Here is a 16017-nt window from a genome sequence, read left to right as displayed (position 1 = left end):
ACTGAACTATACCCTGAATAATGGACACTGATAAAAAAGTGCCCTTATTCGGGGTTTTTTGTGTTTCATGACCTCGGATATCCATTTATAATCAAATTAACAATAAGAGCGAGGTTATAGAGATGTCCAAAATTACTTTTACTGAATCACAAAGAAGAGAACTAGAATCCAACCCAAATGTCATCAAGGTATCCGATCGCTCCATCACCTATTCTCCTGATTTTAAGGTAACGGCAGTGAAAGAAAACATAGAAGGGAAAGGTCCTTACCAAATTTTCTTAGAGTATGGGTTTGATATGTCTATTATTGGATCTAAGAAACCTAATCAATGTATAAAGCGTTGGCGGGAAACGTTCCAGAAGTACGGAGAAGATGGATTCTATACAGAACGTAGAGGGAAAGGCGCCACAGGACGTCCATCCTCCAAAGAACTATCTACGGAAGAGAAATTGAAGAAAGCAGAAGCGCGTATTGCGTATCTAGAGGCAGAGGTAGATTTCGTAAAAAAGCTCGACGAACTCGAAAGGCAGGCGAAGAAGAAAAAGTAACGACATCAGAGAAATTTCAACTCATTGAAAAAGTGGTAAGAGAAAATGGATTTCCTCCTTTAATTCAGTATTTTTGTGAAGTGGCAGGAGTAAGTCGTTCCGGTTATTATAATTGGTTGAAAGCAGAGGAAACCCGTCAAAAAAGGGAACAAAGCGATGAAGCGGACTATACGATCATCAAGAAAGTGTACGACCAATCTAAGGGAAAAGTGGGTGCCATCCAGATCAAGATGGCTTTAGAGAATGATGAGAAGATTGTGATGAACCTTAAACGTATTCGCCGAATTATGAACAAGTACAATATCGTGTGCAAGATCCGGAGAGCGAATCCCTATAAAAAAATCGCCCAAGCGACGCAAGAACATCAAACGTGTGAAAATAAGTTGGATCGCCAGTTCGATCAACAGGAACCACACAAAGTCCTCTTAACGGATATCACTTATGTTTATTATGAAAAAGGACAAAAAGCCTATCTATCCGCCATTAAAGATGGAGCGACACGAGAAATCTTAGCTTATCATATTTCTACCTCCTTGAAGATGGATATCGTGTACACTACGCTTGATAAGTTAATGGAACGGGAGGACTTTATCCCTCACCCTGACTGTTTAATCCATTCCGATCAAGGCGTGCACTATACCCACCCTGAGTTCCAGAAGAAAGTGAGCGAACTTGGCTTGGATCAGTCAATGTCACGTCGCGGTAACTGTTGGGATAATGCCCCGATGGAATCTTTCTTTGGGCATATGAAAGATGGAATCGACTTCAAGGCGTGTTCTTCTGTATTTGAAGTCAAGCAAGCGATTGAAGAATATATGGAGTATTACAATCATCGTCGATATCAGTGGTCCTTACAAAAAATGACCCCGGCACAATACCGAGGTCACCTATTAGCAGCCTAGCACTTTTTATTAAACTGTCCATTTTTGGGGGTACAGTTCATACTGAACCGAGGGAGACCTTATTTATATCTTTATTTATTATTTCTTGTTATGAGCATTAAAACTTATTACCTCTAAAATCCCTTCATTTCAAGGGTTTTGGGCTGTTACATCATGCCGCCCATTCCGCCCATGCCACCCATATCAGGCATACCGCCGCCTGCATTATCTTCTTCTGGGTGATCCGCTACAACCGCTTCAGTAGTTAGGAACATAGCGGCTACGGAAGCTGCGTTTTGAAGCGCAGAACGTGTAACTTTTGTTGGGTCAACGATACCTTGTTCAACCATGTTCACCCATTCGCCTGTTGCTGCGTTGAAGCCTACGCCGACTTCTTCGGCTTTCAGACGCTCAACGATGATGGATCCTTCAAGACCTGCGTTGTGAACGATTTGGCGTACCGGCTCTTCAAGTGCACGTAGAACGATGCTTGCACCAGTTGCTTCGTCGTCTACAAGGCCAAGGCCTTCCACAGAGTTAATGATGTTTACAAGGGCTGTACCACCACCGGCAACGATTCCTTCTTCCACTGCTGCTCGCGTAGAGTTCAGGGCGTCTTCGATGCGTAGTTTACGCTCTTTCAATTCTGTTTCTGTTGCCGCACCGACTTTGATGACAGCTACGCCGCCAGAAAGTTTTGCAAGGCGCTCTTGTAGTTTTTCTTTATCGAATTCAGAAGTTGTTTCTTCTGCCTGTGCGCGGATTTGAGCAACACGGGAAGAGATCTGCTCAGGGTTTCCTGCACCTTCGACGATTGTTGTGTTTTCTTTTGTGATGACTGCTTTAGACGCGCGTCCAAGCTGGTCGATTGTTGTATTCTTCAATTCTAGCCCAAGATCTTCTGTGATTACTTGGCCACCTGTAAGTGTTGCGATATCTTCAAGCATCGCTTTACGACGGTCACCGAATCCAGGAGCCTTAACAGCTACAGCGTTGAATGTACCGCGAAGTTTGTTCACAACAAGTGTTGCAAGTGCTTCGCCTTCAACATCTTCAGAGATCAATAGAAGTGGCTTGGATTGTTGAACCACTTGCTCAAGTACAGGAAGAACTTCCTGGATGTTGTTGATCTTCTTATCTGTAATTAGAATGTAAGGATCTTCAAGAACCGCTTCCATCTTATCCTGGTCTGTGACCATGTAAGGAGAAGCATAACCGCGGTCAAACTGCATACCTTCAACCACTTCTAGTTCTGTGTTGAAACCTTTAGATTCTTCGATCGTGATTACACCGTCGTTACCTACGCGCTCCATTGCTTCAGCAATCAACTGGCCGACTTCATTGTCAGCAGCAGAGATGCTTGCCACTTGTGCGATAGAATCGCGGCCTTCGATCGGCTTGGAGATTTTGCGAAGCTCTTCTGTTGCTACGGCTGTCGCTTTCTCGATTCCTTTACGGATACCTACTGGGTTTGCACCAGACGTAACGTTTTTAAGACCTTCACGGATCATCGCTTGTGCAAGGACCGTTGCAGTAGTCGTACCGTCACCAGCGACATCGTTTGTTTTAGAAGCTACTTCAGAAACGAGTTGTGCACCCATGTTTTCGAAGTGGTCTTCGAGTTCGATTTCTTTAGCGATTGTCACACCATCGTTTGTGATGAGTGGAGAACCGAATTTCTTATCTAATACGACGTTACGTCCTTTTGGTCCAAGTGTAACTTTAACAGCATTTGCTAATGTATCTACACCACGCAGCATAGAGCGGCGCGCGTCTTCACTAAATTTGATTTCTTTAGCCATTTAAAATGCCCTCCTCATTAAAATCGTATCTCTTAAGTATTTTTATAGAAAAAGTGACTACTGGATAACAGCTAGTACATCAGATTCGCGCAGAATCAAGTATTCGCTGCCTTCATACTTTACTTCTGTACCTGCGAATTTAGAATAGATCACGCGGTCGCCTTGTGCGACTTCCAGTGCTACTTTTTCACCGTTGTCTGTGATGCGGCCTGTGCCGACAGCAACAACTTTACCTTCTAGTGGCTTTTCTTTCGCAGAGTCAGGAAGTACGATTCCGCTCGCAGTAGTTTGTTCTTCTTCAACTAGTTCAATAACAATACGATCACCAAGTGGCTTTAACAATTAGGACACCCTCCTTGATATGGTTGTTCAAATTTTTGTCGGTTATTAGCACTCGTCGATGATGAGTGCTAACACAATTATTATAATAAGCAATTCGCTATCGTTTTTCAAGTAGAAACTATAGAAATTTTGCACTTCTTTTTCGACAAAATTCTTACACTGACCCTTATTCCTTACGCCTGGTTTTGAAACTGTGATAGAATACATAAAGTATGTATATTGAAGCAATTAAAAGGGATTTATAAAAGGAGTCGTGCCTTTATGCCGAAACATTATTGGTACATTATCGTTACCTATCTCATCGCACAGATTTCTGCGATTCCAGCTGTCTGGTTAATTGTACAGGCGTCGGAAATTTCACGTTTTGATGCGATTGCCATATGGTCTGTGTTCAGCTTTACCATCGCGACCATCATCATCCTTCTCCTGCTCCGGCGGAATCCACAGGATGCTTTAGCCCGGAGCGAGGATAAAGCAGGACCGGGAAAAGTCGTGCTCTGGTCGATCGCAGGTGTCTTTTTAGCTTTGTTCGCCCAGGCCATCGCCGCGACCATTGAACGTGAATTGTTCGGGGTATCACCGGGATCTGAGAATACGATGGGATTGATGGAAATCGCCCGTGAATCGCCGCTGTTCATTCTCCTTCCTGTCGTGTTTGCACCGATCACGGAAGAGATTATTTTCCGTAAGATCATTTTCGGTACGATTTATAAGCGGACGAACTTCTGGCTGGCCGTTCTCGTATCCGCTCTCTTCTTTGGAGCATTCCATTTCGATTTCAGCCATATGTTAGTGTACTTCTCCATGGGAGTCGTCTTCGCCTTCCTATATGTCAAAACAAAACGAATTATTACACCAATCGTGGCTCATATGGCGATGAACTCGTTTGTTGTCGTTTCACAGTATTTCCTCACCGAAGAGGATATCCGCCGCATGCAGGAACAGCTGGAGACCATCTTTATTGGAGGCTTTTTATAATATGAGAACATCACCCTTATTCATGGCTTTTCTTTACATGATGATGGGCGTAGCATTCACCTACATCGCCGCACAGTCGGCAGAAGAGACGGTGTGGAATGCGATGACCATCATCCTGGCCATTGTCGCGACATTCAACATTGCCGTAGCGATTCGGCTTTTCAATCTACACAACAAGATTAAGAATGCAAAAAAGAAATAATGTCGCAAAAAAGCAGGTCCACGAGTGTGGGCCTGCTTTTTTCTATGCTTCCTGTTCCTCTTTGTCATCCTGTACACCTTTCAATATGAACGAAAACGGGATCGCGATGATCAGCACAATTGCAGAGACGAGAAACGCTTCATTAAGCGTCTGCAGGGTGGCTGCCTGCATATCGATATCCGGGTTCGCCGACACTTGAGCCCGCCTCACTTCATAATAAATGGAGAAAAAGACAATACCGAGCGAAGAAGAGATCTGCCGGATGATGTTGTTCATCGCAGACCCTTGAGCAACCAAATGTTCCGGAATGCTGTTCATGCCTGATGTCGTCGCCGGCATGTTCCCCATTCCCATCCCAAGGCCTCTCACCGTATTCAACAAGAGAATCAGCCAGTATGGTGTTGACAGCTGTAAAAAGCTTAAGCCCAAGGTTGCGAGCGCCATGATCGTAAGGCCCGGTGGCACGACGTATTTCGGTCCTTTTTTATCGAGGATGCGTCCACCGATGGACATGAACACCCCACTCGCAGCGGCTGCCGGAAGGAACAACAGTCCAGTCATCACTTCGTTCAGCCCGTACACATTTTGAATCAGCAGTGGCAGCAGGAATATCCCTGAAAACAAGCCGATGGATGCGGCTGAAGTGACGACGATTGAAACGGAATAGGTCGGCACTTTGAAAACGGACAAGTTCAGCAGTGGATCCTCCTGGCGGTTTTCGTAAATGACGAAAAGGACGATGGCGATCAATCCACCTACGATCAATGCAATGTTCAAAGGGGCGAACAACGTTTCAAGCGTCCGGCCCCTCCCCAGGGCAAACAGCACTGAGCCGATGCCGGTCGCTATGACCAGAAAGCCGACCAGATCAAACCGCTTCGTCGGATCGGTTTCGGTACGCTCAAGAAATTTCGAAGATAAAATGAGTCCAGTCAATCCGAATGGAATGTTGAAGGCGAACAACCATGGCCAGTCAAAATATTGAATCAGAAAACCACCGATCGTTGGTCCGATGGCTGGTGCGACCATGGCGGCGACGCCGTACACGCCGACCGCAAGTCCCCGTTCATAACGGGGAAACGAATTAAAGATGAGCGCCATGGCGATCGGCATCATCAATCCGCCAGCCATGCCCTGAATCGCCCGGGATAAGATAACCATACCGAGCGTCGATGAAAAGAATCCGAGTGTGGAACCTGCAAGGAAAATACAGAGCCCGACGAGGTACACTTTCTTTTTCCCGAACCGGTCACCGAAATAGCCGGTAAGCGGCATCGTCATCCCCATCGATACCATGAAGATCGTCAAAATCCATCCTACCGCTACGGCATCGGATTCAAAAATCTCGATGAACCGCGGCAGAATAGGGTTCAGCATACTATTGTTCAAAATGACCGTGAACGTCCCGAACAGGACAGACACGACCACGAGCCATTTATGAGGCAGTTTACTCAATCGTCTCACCCGCTTTCTTTCGATACGCGAACTAGTATTTACTATACCACCTCCGCTGTTCCTTAACCATGATTCCGCACGTTTCGACTGTAAGCGCCTTCTGTGCTGACAAAGGTTTACAACGATTATAGAAGGGGGTAAGAGTCATAGCAACGAACAAAAGGAGGTTCTTTTTATATGGGACGTTTAAATAATAAAATCGCGGTCGTTACCGGTTCCGCGACAGGAATAGGTGCGGCCACCGTCAAACGGTTCGCAAGTGAAGGAGCAACTGTCATTTGCGGTGATATTAATGTACAAGAAGTACAGAAAACGGTGGATGAAGTGAAGAATGAAGGCGGCCAGGCCGAAGCCGTCGAGCTTGATGTTGCTGATGTGGATAGTGTCCGGCAGTTTGCCAATTACGTCAAAGAGCATTATGAAAATGTGGACATCCTGTTCAACAATGCCGGCGTCGATCAAGAAGGCGGCAAGGTGCACGAATATCCGGTCGAACTTTTTGATAAAATTATTGCCGTCGACTTGAGAGGAACTTTTTTGACGAGCAAATACATCCTCCCGCTTATGCTTGAAAATGGAGGTTCTGTCATCAATACGTCGTCCATGTCCGGTCAGGCAGCGGATCTCGACCGCTCCGGATACAACGCAGCAAAAGGCGGTATTACCAATTTCACAAGAGCGATGGCAATCGACTATGCGCGCGAAGGCATCCGTGTCAATTCGATTTCTCCAGGTACCATCGAAACTCCGCTCGTCCAAGAGCTTGCAGGGACGAAGCAGGAAGAAGAAGGCAGAGAGTTCCGTGAAGCGAATAAGTGGGTCACGCCGATGGGACGCCTCGGACGCCCGGAAGAAATGGCGAATGTCGCTCTTTTCCTCGCTTCTGATGAAAGTTCTTATGTGACAGGTGAAGATATTACCGCAGACGGTGGCATTATGGCCTACACGTGGCCTGGGAAGATGCTTATGGACAAAAGTTGGAAAGAGAATACCGAGTAACATTAAAAGAAGCTCAGCACCAGGCTGAGCTTCTTTTTTATTCTGCATTTTTATAGTAGATCAAGTTGTCCGTCCATTCACCAAACTCGTGGATGAACCCTTTTCGGGTGCATTCATACACAAGACCTATGCTCTCTGCCATCTTGATGGAAGGCTCATTATCCAAATTGATATGGGCCTCTACCCGGTGGTAGCTCAGTTGATCAAAAGCGACCCTTAATGCTACAGCCACCGCTTCCTTCCCATAACCCTTCTCCCAATGCTGGTTATGCAGCGCATACCCAATTCTTCCCCACTGGAAGTCATATCTTACTAAAGTAGAGAAATCAATCATTCCCACGTGTGTTTGATCTCCTTTTAGAAAAACACCGAAGATATACGCGGTATCCTCCATCGCTAACTGTTGATGTTTCTCCACCAGCTCATCAAACCATTCTTTCGTACAAACACTCATATCAAGACGGCCTTCATCATGACGGCGCTTTGACGGAAAACGCCCCTCATATCCTTGAAGCCAGCTTTCATAATCGCTTTTCTCAAGCGGTCTAATGACCAATCTTTCTGTTTCTGAACCAAACGTTAACGTTTCCAAATCCTTTCCTCCTAAAAAAAGAGTGAGAAATCAAAATGATTTCACACCCGTTTGTCTTTCTTATTGTTCTTCCTCTGCTTCCTCTTCGTTCAGTGGGTAATGCTTCAGGAAATAGACGAGAGCCTGCAGTTCGATGGCAAGGTCGATATGATGGACCCTGACATTCGACGGCACGCTGATCCTCGCTGGTGTAAAATTAAGAATCCCTGAAATCCCCGCTTTTACAAGCCTGTCCGCAATCCCTTGAGCGGCAGAGGATGGAACCGTGAGAATGGCAACAGAAATGTCGCCGAGCTTTTCTTCTAAATCGTCAATGTGCTCGACACCGACGCCACCGACCTCAGAACCGACTCTCTCCTCGTTCGCATCGAAGGCGATTTCGATTTTCGTATTGTTGTTTTTCGTGAAGTTGTAGTTCAAAAATGCCGTCCCCAAATTCCCGACACCGATCAACGCGACACGTGTCGTTTCATCCTGATCGAGCGTTTTTCTGAAAAAGGAAAGCAAATACTCGACATTGTAGCCGTACCCTTTTTTGCCGAGTGCTCCGAAATAGGAAAAATCGCGGCGGATCGTCGCTGAATCGACTTTGACCGCATCGCTCAGTTCCTTCGAAGACACACGCAGTTTGCCCTGGGTATGGAGGTTGTTCAAAAAGCGATAATAGAGCGGCAGCCGCTTCGCTGTCGCCTGTGGAATCTTCGTTTGTTCGATATCCATTAGCACCGGACTCCTTTACCTGTTTCTCGTATAGTCGCCGTTTTTCCCGCCTGTCTTTTCTTTCAAATAGGTCGGGCCGATGACCATTCCTTTATCTAACGCTTTGCACATATCGTAAACCGTGAGGGCTGTGGCTGAAGCGGCCGTTAGCGCTTCCATTTCCACCCCTGTGCTTCCCTTCGTCTTGACAGAAATCTCGATGTTTAATGTCGGCTGGTCTTCTGTTTCCCAATCGAAGGACACATCGATGCCTTTTAATGACAACGGATGGCACATCGGAATCCAGTCAGATGTCTTTTTCGCTGCCATAATCCCTGCGACCTGGGCCACAGAAAGCACATCCCCTTTTCCAATCTCATGGTTCGTGATTTTATGATAAATCTCTTCATTCACTTGTACACTTGTTGCTGCGACGGCCGTCCGCACGGAATCATTTTTTTCTGAAATATCCACCATACGGGCGCGGCCCTGGTCATTAAAATGACTGAACTCCGCCATTTTCTTCTACCCCTTTTTGTTAACAGTACTGATTGAAAGACTACTCTTATTCTACCAAAAAATCAAACGTTAGTCGTTAAAGATTTCACATACTTGGAGACCATTGTGTTGCTAGGGGGCGCGCCTATGAGATACACTGATTTTATTGAGGTGAAACGACATGATTCTCATGCAATTGAACCAATTGACGAAGCGTTTCGGCGCCGAGTTGATTTTATCGAATATCAAATTGGAAGTGCAGATGAACGACCGGATCGCCATCGTCGGTCGGAACGGAGCAGGAAAATCAACCTTGCTCAAAATGATGGCTGGTGAAATGAGCCACGATGAAGGCAATATTTTCAAACCGAAAGAAACCACGATGGGCTACCTGGCCCAAAATACAGGGCTGCAGTCTGAGGAGACCATTTGGAACGAGATGGAGAAGGTGTTCACCCATCTGAAGGACTTGGAAAAAGAACTCCGCTCCATGGAAGTGCAAATGGCGGACCCAGACTTGCTCGACGATCAGAAACGTTACCAACAGCTGTTGGCAGATTACGACCGCAAACAGGAATACTTCAAGACGGCTGGCGGCTATCAGTATGAAGCAGATATCCGCGGCGTGTTGAACGGGTTGAATTTCAAAAACTTCAGCTGGGATACACCGATCAACTCCTTGAGCGGCGGGCAGAAAACACGCCTGGCACTAGGAAAGCTTTTGCTCACAAGTCCTGATGTCCTCATCCTCGATGAGCCGACGAACCATTTGGACATCGATACACTGAGCTGGCTTGAAGGGTACTTGCAAGGCTATCAAGGAGCGGTCGTCATCGTCTCCCACGACCGGTACTTCCTGGACAAGATCGTCAATACCGTGTATGAAATCGCGTTTCAATCATCCAAGCGATACCATGGCAACTACAGCGATTATTTGCAAAAGAAAGAAGCGGACTATGAGCAGGAACTCAAACGCTTTGAGAAGCAGCAGGAAGAAATTAAACGGATGGAAGATTTCATTCAGAAAAACATCGTCCGCGCGACGACAAGTAAGCGGGCGCAAAGCCGCCGCAAGCAGCTGGAGAAAATGGACAAGCTCGAAAAGCCGAAGGACGACAACCAATCGGCGAAGTTCAGTTTCCAGACAGCAAAACGAAGCGGGAACGATGTGCTGAAGCTGCGCAACTATGCGTTTCGTTACGATGACAGCGACGATTACCTTTTCGACAATGTATCCCTTGATTTGAATCGTGGCGACTCTGTTGCGCTCGTCGGACCCAACGGGGTTGGAAAGACAACGTTATTGAGAACACTCATCGGAGATTTGGAACAGTCGAAAGGTGAAAAGTTAATCGGAACGAATGTACAGATCGGTTATTACGATCAGGAACAGACGAAGCTGAACTCAAAGAAAACCGTCTTGAACGAACTTTGGGACGAATATCCGATGAAAAACGAAAAAGATATCCGCACCATCCTCGGTAACTTCCTTTTTTCAGGGGAAGATGTGCTGAAGCCTGTCTCTGCGCTGAGTGGTGGCGAAAAAGCGAGACTTTCTTTAGCGAAACTGATGATGCAGGAAGCGAACTTCTTGATTCTCGACGAGCCGACCAACCACCTCGATCTCGACAGTAAAGAAGTGTTGGAAGCAGCGCTTGTGGACTATCCAGGTACCCTCTTGTTCGTTTCCCACGACCGTTACTTTATCAACAAGATCGCGACACAGGTTGTGGAAATGAATCCTGAAGAGACACGACTGTTTCTTGGGGATTATGACTACTATGTAGATAAGAAGCAGGAAGAATACGAGTTGCAGCAAATCGAAGAAGCAGAACGACTTCAAAACGAACCAAAACAGCAGGAAGTGCAGCAGAAGAACAGCTTTGAAGAAGACAAAGCGGCAAAGCGTGAAGAACGAAAGAAAAACCGCCGCATTGCTGAAATCGAAGAAGAAATTGAACAGCTGGAAGCGAGACTCGAAGAAAACGAAGAGCTCCTCTGTGACCCGGACATCTATCAGGACCACGAAAGATCACTCGAGATCACAGAAGACAATACCCAGCTCCAAACCAAACTCGAAGCCCTCATGGAAGAATGGGAAACCCTCCATGACTGATACTGAAAGAAACAGGTGTACCAGGTCATCCAGAATATGGATGACCTGGTACACCATTTTTTTCCAAACAGATAGTGTTAGAGCGATATTCCGCTTTGAATGAACGGAAGTAAAGGTTGATTAATATCTACTTTTAATGATGAACCTAACGCAAATGCATAAGCGTGTATGAATGATGATTCAGTATCCACATGGTTTTCAACAGTTGAATAGCTTTCTTAACAGTTTTCAACAAGGTTATACACATTATCCACAAAAATAATGAGATTTATCCACATAATTGGTACCGTTTTCTTTACTATTTCTACTTATCCACTAATTAATTGTCCACTGTATGTTTATACACATGTGGATAATTCTTTTTCTTAATCCATCCTCACACTTATACACACTCCCGTTAATAAAAGGGAAAAGCCCTCCTTATCTATAAAGGAGAGCTTTGATCGTTCTTGTTCACGACCTTATTTTTTTCGTCCACCAAAGAGTTCAAGATCCAGCCCTGGATTGGCATTCAAGTCCCATCCAGCCCGGTGTCCCTGATTGTACGCAACAGCTCCAGCTGCAGCAATCATCGCGGCATTATCTGTGCACAAATGAAGCGGTGGAATGAGCAATTCTGTTTCGCTGCCTTCAAACTTCTCCTGAAGCGCAGCTCTCAGTCCCTTATTGGCAGCGACACCCCCCGCCACAATCATTTGTTTCACACCATACTCCTCAGCAGCTCGTAAAGCTTTTGTGGATAGCACGTCCACAACACTTGCCTGAAAGCTTGCGGCTACATCCTCAGGCTTCAAATGTTCATCCCGCTGCTTCGCTTTGTGAAGACGGTTGATCACTGCTGACTTCAATCCGCTGAAACTGAAATCATAGGATCCATCTTCAAGCCAGGCACGAGGAAAATCGATTGTTTCTTCCCCTTCTTGAGCGAGACGGTCAATTTGAGGACCTCCTGGATATGGAAGCTTCAGCGTCCGTGCTACTTTGTCATACGCTTCCCCTGCGGCATCATCCCGCGTTTCACCGATAATTTCAAAGGATCCATGTTCACGCATCAACACAAGCTCCGTGTGCCCGCCGGAAACCACGAGAGAAAGGAGCGGAAATTCAAATTCCTTTTCCAAACGGTTCGCATAGATGTGACCGGCAATATGATGCACGCCTACGAGCGGCTTTTGTTTTGCAAAAGCGATCGATTTCGCTGCATTGACACCGACTAGAAGGGCGCCGACCAGTCCAGGTCCCTCCGTCACCGCAATGGCATCCATATCGTCTAGTGTCATCCCCGCGTCTTCCAGGGCTTCTTCAAGTGTAATGGTCATCTGTTCGATATGGTGTCTGGAGGCAATTTCCGGTACCACCCCTCCGAAACGCTTATGACTTTCAATTTGAGAGGCGACGATGTTCGTAACCAATTCTGTTTCGTTTCTTACAATTGCCACGGCCGTTTCATCACAACTCGTTTCAATCGCTAAAATGTATTGATCTTCCTTCATTTTAATCCCACCCACATCACTAACGCATCTTCACCGTTGTCCGAGTAATACCTTTTGCGGATGCCTCCAGGTACCATGCCGAACTTCCGGTACATATGCTGCGCGGCTGTATTTGAAACTCTCACTTCAAGCGATAGCTGGATCGCTCCATGCTTGATCGCTTCGTTACACGTATGGCGGAACAATCGCTCTCCATACTTATTTCCTCTATGGTCCGGATGAATGGCGATATTCGTGACATGCGCCTCATCAATGATCAACCACAGACCACAGTATCCAATGATTTCGTCTGCTTTTTCTACGACATAATAATGCGCATAAGGGTTGTCTTCCATCTCTTTTTTAAAGGTTTCCCCGGACCATGGTACGGCAAAAGAAGCCTTTTCGACTTCCGTAACAGCTTCTACATCATCCTTCGTCATTCTCCTGATCGTCGCCATCCTACTACTTCTCCTGCTGCTCCAGCCATTTGGCTTCCGCCTCAGGGATCCGCAAGTAGTTCGGGACAAGGTCATGCAACGGACCTGGTTCCTTTTCTTCTGCTACAGAAGCGATGATGGCAGGCCGTGCATAGTGATAAGGAGCTTTCGGAAGAACCGCCTGATCACCAAGAATCTCGACGATCTTCTCTTCATGTACAGCTATATCCTGACTGAGTAAGAGAACGGGTTCGTCCAGTTCCTTCAATTGATGAAGCCAATCCTCCATTAATACGTTCGTCTCATCCTTTTCAATCGTCATGTCTGACCGATACAGACCTGTGTAGACGAGTCCCCGCCGCGCATCAAAGAACGGACAGACATATCCTTGGAAAAAGGCCCCCTGCCTTGCGACCGCTTCTAAGCTCGATACACCTACAACCGGTATTCCGAGCGACCATGCCATAGTTTTTGCCGTCGTCAATCCAATCCGTACACCTGTATAAGAACCCGGACCATGAGCAACCGCAATTCTGTCCAAGTCACTTGGCATCATGCTCGTCTCCTTCATAACCTGATCGATCGCAGGCATCAAACGGATGGAATGATTCTTTTTAATATTCGTCACATATTCACCGGCTACAGCCCCATCTCTAATGACCGCAACCCCCATGACATAATTCGAAGTATCTATCGCCAGTACATTCATTCTAATATCTCCTTACATAAGGCTTCATAATGACCGGAGGCAGCCTTTAATGTGAACAACCGCGTCGAGTCATCCAAATAACGAATCGTAATGTCCAACCGTTCATCAGGTAAAAACTCATGTATGAACTGAGCCCACTCCACGACCGTCACACCATCCCCCTCAAAGTACTCGTCGAAACCAAGGTCCTCATCACTCTCTTCCAGACGGTACACATCCATATGATAAAAAGGGATACGCCCCTGATATTCTTTCATAATCGTAAAGGTCGGGCTGTTGATTGTCCGTTTCACACCCAGCCCTTTGCCTAGACCTTTCGTGAACGTCGTTTTACCTGCGCCCAAATCTCCCTCTAACGTCAGCACATCTCCTGGCTGCAGTCGTTGCCCGAGCTTTTCCGCCATCTGCTGCGTTTCTTCCGTAGAGGAGCTTCTCCATTCAAATGTCGTCATTCAATCACCCTTTTCCTTCAAATGAGTATAACCGGAAGAGGTTAAAATTTCCCACTCTCCGCTCTTGTTAACCTTCACCACTGGTTCTGGTCCCTTTTTCGTTTTTACATAGCCGATTTTGCTTACGCTCACACCTGCTTGTTCTGCAGCTTCTATCACTTGTGACCAATCCTTTTCTGGAACGGATCCAAGTAATTCAAAATCTTCTCCTCCAGATAATCCCCAATCTACATACTGCCTTGGAAATACCTTTCGAATCGCCTCAGAAAAAGGGAGGACCTTTGAATCAATCCAAAGATCAACATCCGAGGCTTTTGCGATTTCATTCGCCTCATTCGCAATCCCGTCACTTACGTCGTTCAAAGTCAAGCGTTCCAGATGAGACAAATTAGAAGCAAAGGCTACCCTCGGCACGGGGGATTGATGTCGCTGCACCAGATATGTATGATCCTCGGATGCTTGCTCTTTTGGATTCAATAACCATTCCAGACCTGCACGGGAGTCTCCGAGGGTTCCTGTAACAAATAATACATCTCCCGTCTTAGCTGTTGATCGATATCGGGCCTTCCCTTTATGAACCATCCCAATGACAGTGACACTTATCGAAAGCTCACTTCCGGAAACAGTATCACCGCCGATTAAATCCATCTGATAAGAATCCCCGAGTCTCTTCATTCCCTCATAAATACGTTCAAGCTCTTCCTGACTCCAATCAGAAGGAATAGTAATGGAAACCATAAAAAAGGCAGGCATACTTCCCATTGCGGCAAGATCGCTGATATTTGCAGCCAGGACACGGTAGCCGATCTGTTCAGGAGCCATCGTCTGTCTCGTAAAATGGACTCCCTCCACCATCGTATCCACAGCCGTAACGATATCATGACCCGATGGTCGGAAGACAGCTGCATCATCATCGATCCCTTTTATTAAAGAAGATTGCCGGTAATACTCCGGCTTGATCGATCGTATAAATGAAAACTCATCCATGTGTAATATCCCTTTCTCTTATGACCGCTTTCTTAATACGAAACCAGCCGACCGTATAATCGTAGTATTCCTATTATACCAAGAGAGAGGCTTATTTAAAAAATTCCATAATAAAAGCCTTAGGAAAGGTTCCTAAGGCTGAACGTTTAATTTTAAGTAGTGGCGGTCCGGACGGGACTCGAACCCGCGACCTCCTGCGTGACAGGCAGGCATTCTAACCAACTGAACTACCGGACCAAAATTTTTCATAAAAAAAGAAAGTCTAATGACTTAAATAAAGATTGGTTGCACTTATTAATACTAGGATTTTCATTTAACTTGGATGATTACTCGACGTAGTTAAATGAAATTTGGTTGCGGGGACAGGATTTGAACCTGTGACCTCCGGGTTATGAGCCCGACGAGCTACCAGACTGCTCTACCCCGCGATAATGTGGGATTACTTTGATAAGTTCCCATAAGATTTAATTGTATTCTATTTCCTATTGTACTACATTTTAGAAAATAAATCAATGTGGCGGCGTCCTACTCTCACGGGGGTAAACCCGACTACCATCGGCGCTGAAGAGCTTAACTGCTGTGTTCGGCATGGGAACAGGTGTGACCTCTTCGCCTTCACCACCACATCAATATAAAGTTTGAGGTGAACCCTCAAAACTGGATAAGGAAACATCTTGTTTGAAAGAGTACAATCTTTTCACGAATGATTTTTATCAGATAGATAAGTCATCGATCCATTAGTATCCGTCAGCTCCACGTGTCACCACGCTTCCACCTCGGACCTATCAACCTCATCGTCTCTGAGGGATCTTATTTGCTTAAAGCAAAGGGAAATCTCATCTCAA

The 16017-nt window shown here is 46.1% G+C and carries 16 protein-coding genes, 2 tRNA genes and 2 rRNA genes; 5 read left to right on the top strand and 15 right to left on the bottom strand.

Features of this window, described 5'->3' with window-relative positions; genetic code table 11:
* Positions 1-122: 122 nt before the first annotated feature.
* Positions 123-1450, top strand: a protein-coding gene (locus BLS23_RS21065) for an IS3 family transposase (RefSeq protein ID WP_089651141.1) whose coding sequence is annotated in 2 segments (ribosomal slippage) — positions 123-501 and positions 501-1450 — 1329 coding nt in all. Because the reading frame shifts where the segments join, the coding sequence is not laid out codon by codon here.
* Positions 1451-1596: 146 nt separating this feature from the next.
* Here BLS23_RS21065 and groL read toward each other — a convergent pair.
* Both groL and groES read right to left on the bottom strand, forming a co-directional pair.
* Positions 1597-3231, bottom strand: a complete 1635-nt coding sequence (gene groL, locus BLS23_RS21060) for a chaperonin GroEL (RefSeq protein ID WP_089654973.1) — start codon at positions 3229-3231, stop codon at positions 1597-1599.
* Between the two features lie 57 nt (positions 3232-3288).
* Complete coding sequence (gene groES / locus BLS23_RS21055; protein WP_089654972.1) at positions 3289-3573, bottom strand: co-chaperone GroES; 285 nt, start codon at positions 3571-3573, stop codon at positions 3289-3291.
* Between the two features lie 261 nt (positions 3574-3834).
* On the opposite strand from groES, the gene BLS23_RS21050 reads away from it, so the two are divergent.
* Positions 3835-4551, top strand: a complete 717-nt coding sequence (locus BLS23_RS21050) for a CPBP family intramembrane glutamic endopeptidase (RefSeq protein WP_089654971.1) — start codon at positions 3835-3837, stop codon at positions 4549-4551.
* A 1-nt stretch (position 4552) separates the two neighbouring features.
* Positions 4553-4753 carry a YdiK family protein gene (locus BLS23_RS21045; RefSeq protein ID WP_089654970.1) on the top strand — a complete coding sequence of 67 codons (201 nt, stop codon included), beginning with the start codon at positions 4553-4555 and terminating at the stop codon, positions 4751-4753.
* A 42-nt stretch (positions 4754-4795) separates the two neighbouring features.
* On the opposite strand, the gene BLS23_RS21040 is transcribed toward BLS23_RS21045, so the two are convergent.
* The gene (locus BLS23_RS21040; protein ID WP_089654969.1) at positions 4796-6208 is read right to left on the bottom strand and encodes an MDR family MFS transporter; all 1413 of its coding nucleotides are present in this window, start codon (positions 6206-6208) and stop codon (positions 4796-4798) included.
* A gap of 177 nt (positions 6209-6385) precedes the next feature.
* Here BLS23_RS21040 and BLS23_RS21035 point away from each other — a divergent pair, with 177 nt between their 5' ends.
* Positions 6386-7207: an SDR family oxidoreductase gene (locus tag BLS23_RS21035; RefSeq protein WP_089654968.1), complete on the top strand. Its 822-nt coding sequence runs from the start codon at positions 6386-6388 to the stop codon at positions 7205-7207.
* A gap of 37 nt (positions 7208-7244) precedes the next feature.
* Here the strand turns inward: BLS23_RS21035 and BLS23_RS21030 are convergent, their stop codons facing one another.
* The 3 genes from BLS23_RS21030 to moaC are packed head-to-tail and all read right to left on the bottom strand — an operon-like array spanning position 7245 to position 9017.
* Positions 7245-7799, bottom strand: coding sequence for a GNAT family N-acetyltransferase (locus BLS23_RS21030; RefSeq protein WP_089654967.1), 555 nt, complete (start codon positions 7797-7799; stop codon positions 7245-7247).
* 60 nt (positions 7800-7859) lie between these two features.
* Entirely contained in the window at positions 7860-8519 is a 660-nt protein-coding gene (locus BLS23_RS21025; RefSeq protein ID WP_089654966.1) for a redox-sensing transcriptional repressor Rex, read from the bottom strand.
* 15 nt (positions 8520-8534) lie between these two features.
* Positions 8535-9017 carry a cyclic pyranopterin monophosphate synthase MoaC gene (moaC, locus tag BLS23_RS21020; RefSeq protein WP_089654965.1) on the bottom strand — a complete coding sequence of 161 codons (483 nt, stop codon included), beginning with the start codon at positions 9015-9017 and terminating at the stop codon, positions 8535-8537.
* A gap of 160 nt (positions 9018-9177) precedes the next feature.
* Between moaC and BLS23_RS21015 the strand changes: the two genes are divergently transcribed.
* Entirely contained in the window at positions 9178-11112 is a 1935-nt protein-coding gene (locus BLS23_RS21015; RefSeq protein ID WP_089654964.1) for an ABC-F family ATP-binding cassette domain-containing protein, read from the top strand.
* 461 nt (positions 11113-11573) lie between these two features.
* Here BLS23_RS21015 and tsaD read toward each other — a convergent pair whose 3' ends face one another.
* The 9 genes from tsaD to BLS23_RS20970 form a co-directional block, all read right to left on the bottom strand.
* Positions 11574-12605, bottom strand: a complete 1032-nt coding sequence (tsaD, locus tag BLS23_RS21010; RefSeq protein ID WP_089654963.1) for a tRNA (adenosine(37)-N6)-threonylcarbamoyltransferase complex transferase subunit TsaD — start codon at positions 12603-12605, stop codon at positions 11574-11576.
* On the bottom strand, positions 12602-13045 hold the full coding sequence (gene rimI, locus BLS23_RS21005) for a ribosomal protein S18-alanine N-acetyltransferase (RefSeq protein ID WP_089654962.1): 444 nt from the start codon (positions 13043-13045) through the stop codon (positions 12602-12604). Before rimI ends, tsaD begins: the two co-directional genes overlap by 4 nt.
* Before the next feature lie 4 nt (positions 13046-13049).
* Positions 13050-13733: a tRNA (adenosine(37)-N6)-threonylcarbamoyltransferase complex dimerization subunit type 1 TsaB gene (gene tsaB, locus BLS23_RS21000; RefSeq protein WP_089654961.1), complete on the bottom strand. Its 684-nt coding sequence runs from the start codon at positions 13731-13733 to the stop codon at positions 13050-13052.
* Entirely contained in the window at positions 13730-14185 is a 456-nt protein-coding gene (gene tsaE, locus BLS23_RS20995) for a tRNA (adenosine(37)-N6)-threonylcarbamoyltransferase complex ATPase subunit type 1 TsaE (protein WP_089654960.1), read from the bottom strand. The genes tsaB and tsaE overlap by 4 nt, the downstream gene beginning before the upstream one ends.
* Entirely contained in the window at positions 14186-15172 is a 987-nt protein-coding gene (thiL, locus tag BLS23_RS20990; protein WP_089654959.1) for a thiamine-phosphate kinase, read from the bottom strand.
* A gap of 160 nt (positions 15173-15332) precedes the next feature.
* Positions 15333-15409, bottom strand: a tRNA-Asp gene (locus BLS23_RS20985).
* A 114-nt stretch (positions 15410-15523) separates the two neighbouring features.
* Positions 15524-15600: transfer RNA gene (locus tag BLS23_RS20980), tRNA-Met, on the bottom strand.
* A gap of 84 nt (positions 15601-15684) precedes the next feature.
* Positions 15685-15798, bottom strand: a 5S ribosomal RNA gene (rrf, locus tag BLS23_RS20975).
* A gap of 91 nt (positions 15799-15889) precedes the next feature.
* Positions 15890-16017, bottom strand: a 23S ribosomal RNA gene (locus tag BLS23_RS20970); the annotation flags it as partial.

Source organism: Halobacillus aidingensis (genome assembly GCF_900104185.1).
Classification (GTDB): Bacteria; Bacillota; Bacilli; order Bacillales; family Halobacillaceae; genus Halobacillus; species Halobacillus aidingensis.
The sequence above is the reverse complement of the archived record's forward strand: the minus strand, read 5'-3'. Positions and strand labels throughout refer to the sequence as shown.

What these genes read in the sequence shown, in the direction of transcription:
- tsaB (WP_089654961.1), bottom strand. Translation starts at nt 13,733, where the DNA reads ATGAATGTACTGGCGATAGATACTTCGAATTATGTCATGGGGGTTGCG.
- thiL (WP_089654959.1), bottom strand. Translation starts at nt 15,172, where the DNA reads ATGGATGAGTTTTCATTTATACGATCGATCAAGCCGGAGTATTACCGG.
- tsaE (WP_089654960.1), bottom strand. Translation starts at nt 14,185, where the DNA reads ATGACGACATTTGAATGGAGAAGCTCCTCTACGGAAGAAACGCAGCAG.
- BLS23_RS21035 (WP_089654968.1), top strand. Translation starts at nt 6,386, where the DNA reads ATGGGACGTTTAAATAATAAAATCGCGGTCGTTACCGGTTCCGCGACA.
- BLS23_RS21015 (WP_089654964.1), top strand. Translation starts at nt 9,178, where the DNA reads ATGATTCTCATGCAATTGAACCAATTGACGAAGCGTTTCGGCGCCGAG.
- tsaD (WP_089654963.1), bottom strand. Translation starts at nt 12,605, where the DNA reads ATGAAGGAAGATCAATACATTTTAGCGATTGAAACGAGTTGTGATGAA.
- BLS23_RS21025 (WP_089654966.1), bottom strand. Translation starts at nt 8,519, where the DNA reads ATGGATATCGAACAAACGAAGATTCCACAGGCGACAGCGAAGCGGCTG.
- groL (WP_089654973.1), bottom strand. Translation starts at nt 3,231, where the DNA reads ATGGCTAAAGAAATCAAATTTAGTGAAGACGCGCGCCGCTCTATGCTG.
- BLS23_RS21050 (WP_089654971.1), top strand. Translation starts at nt 3,835, where the DNA reads ATGCCGAAACATTATTGGTACATTATCGTTACCTATCTCATCGCACAG.
- rimI (WP_089654962.1), bottom strand. Translation starts at nt 13,045, where the DNA reads ATGGCGACGATCAGGAGAATGACGAAGGATGATGTAGAAGCTGTTACG.
- BLS23_RS21045 (WP_089654970.1), top strand. Translation starts at nt 4,553, where the DNA reads ATGAGAACATCACCCTTATTCATGGCTTTTCTTTACATGATGATGGGC.
- moaC (WP_089654965.1), bottom strand. Translation starts at nt 9,017, where the DNA reads ATGGCGGAGTTCAGTCATTTTAATGACCAGGGCCGCGCCCGTATGGTG.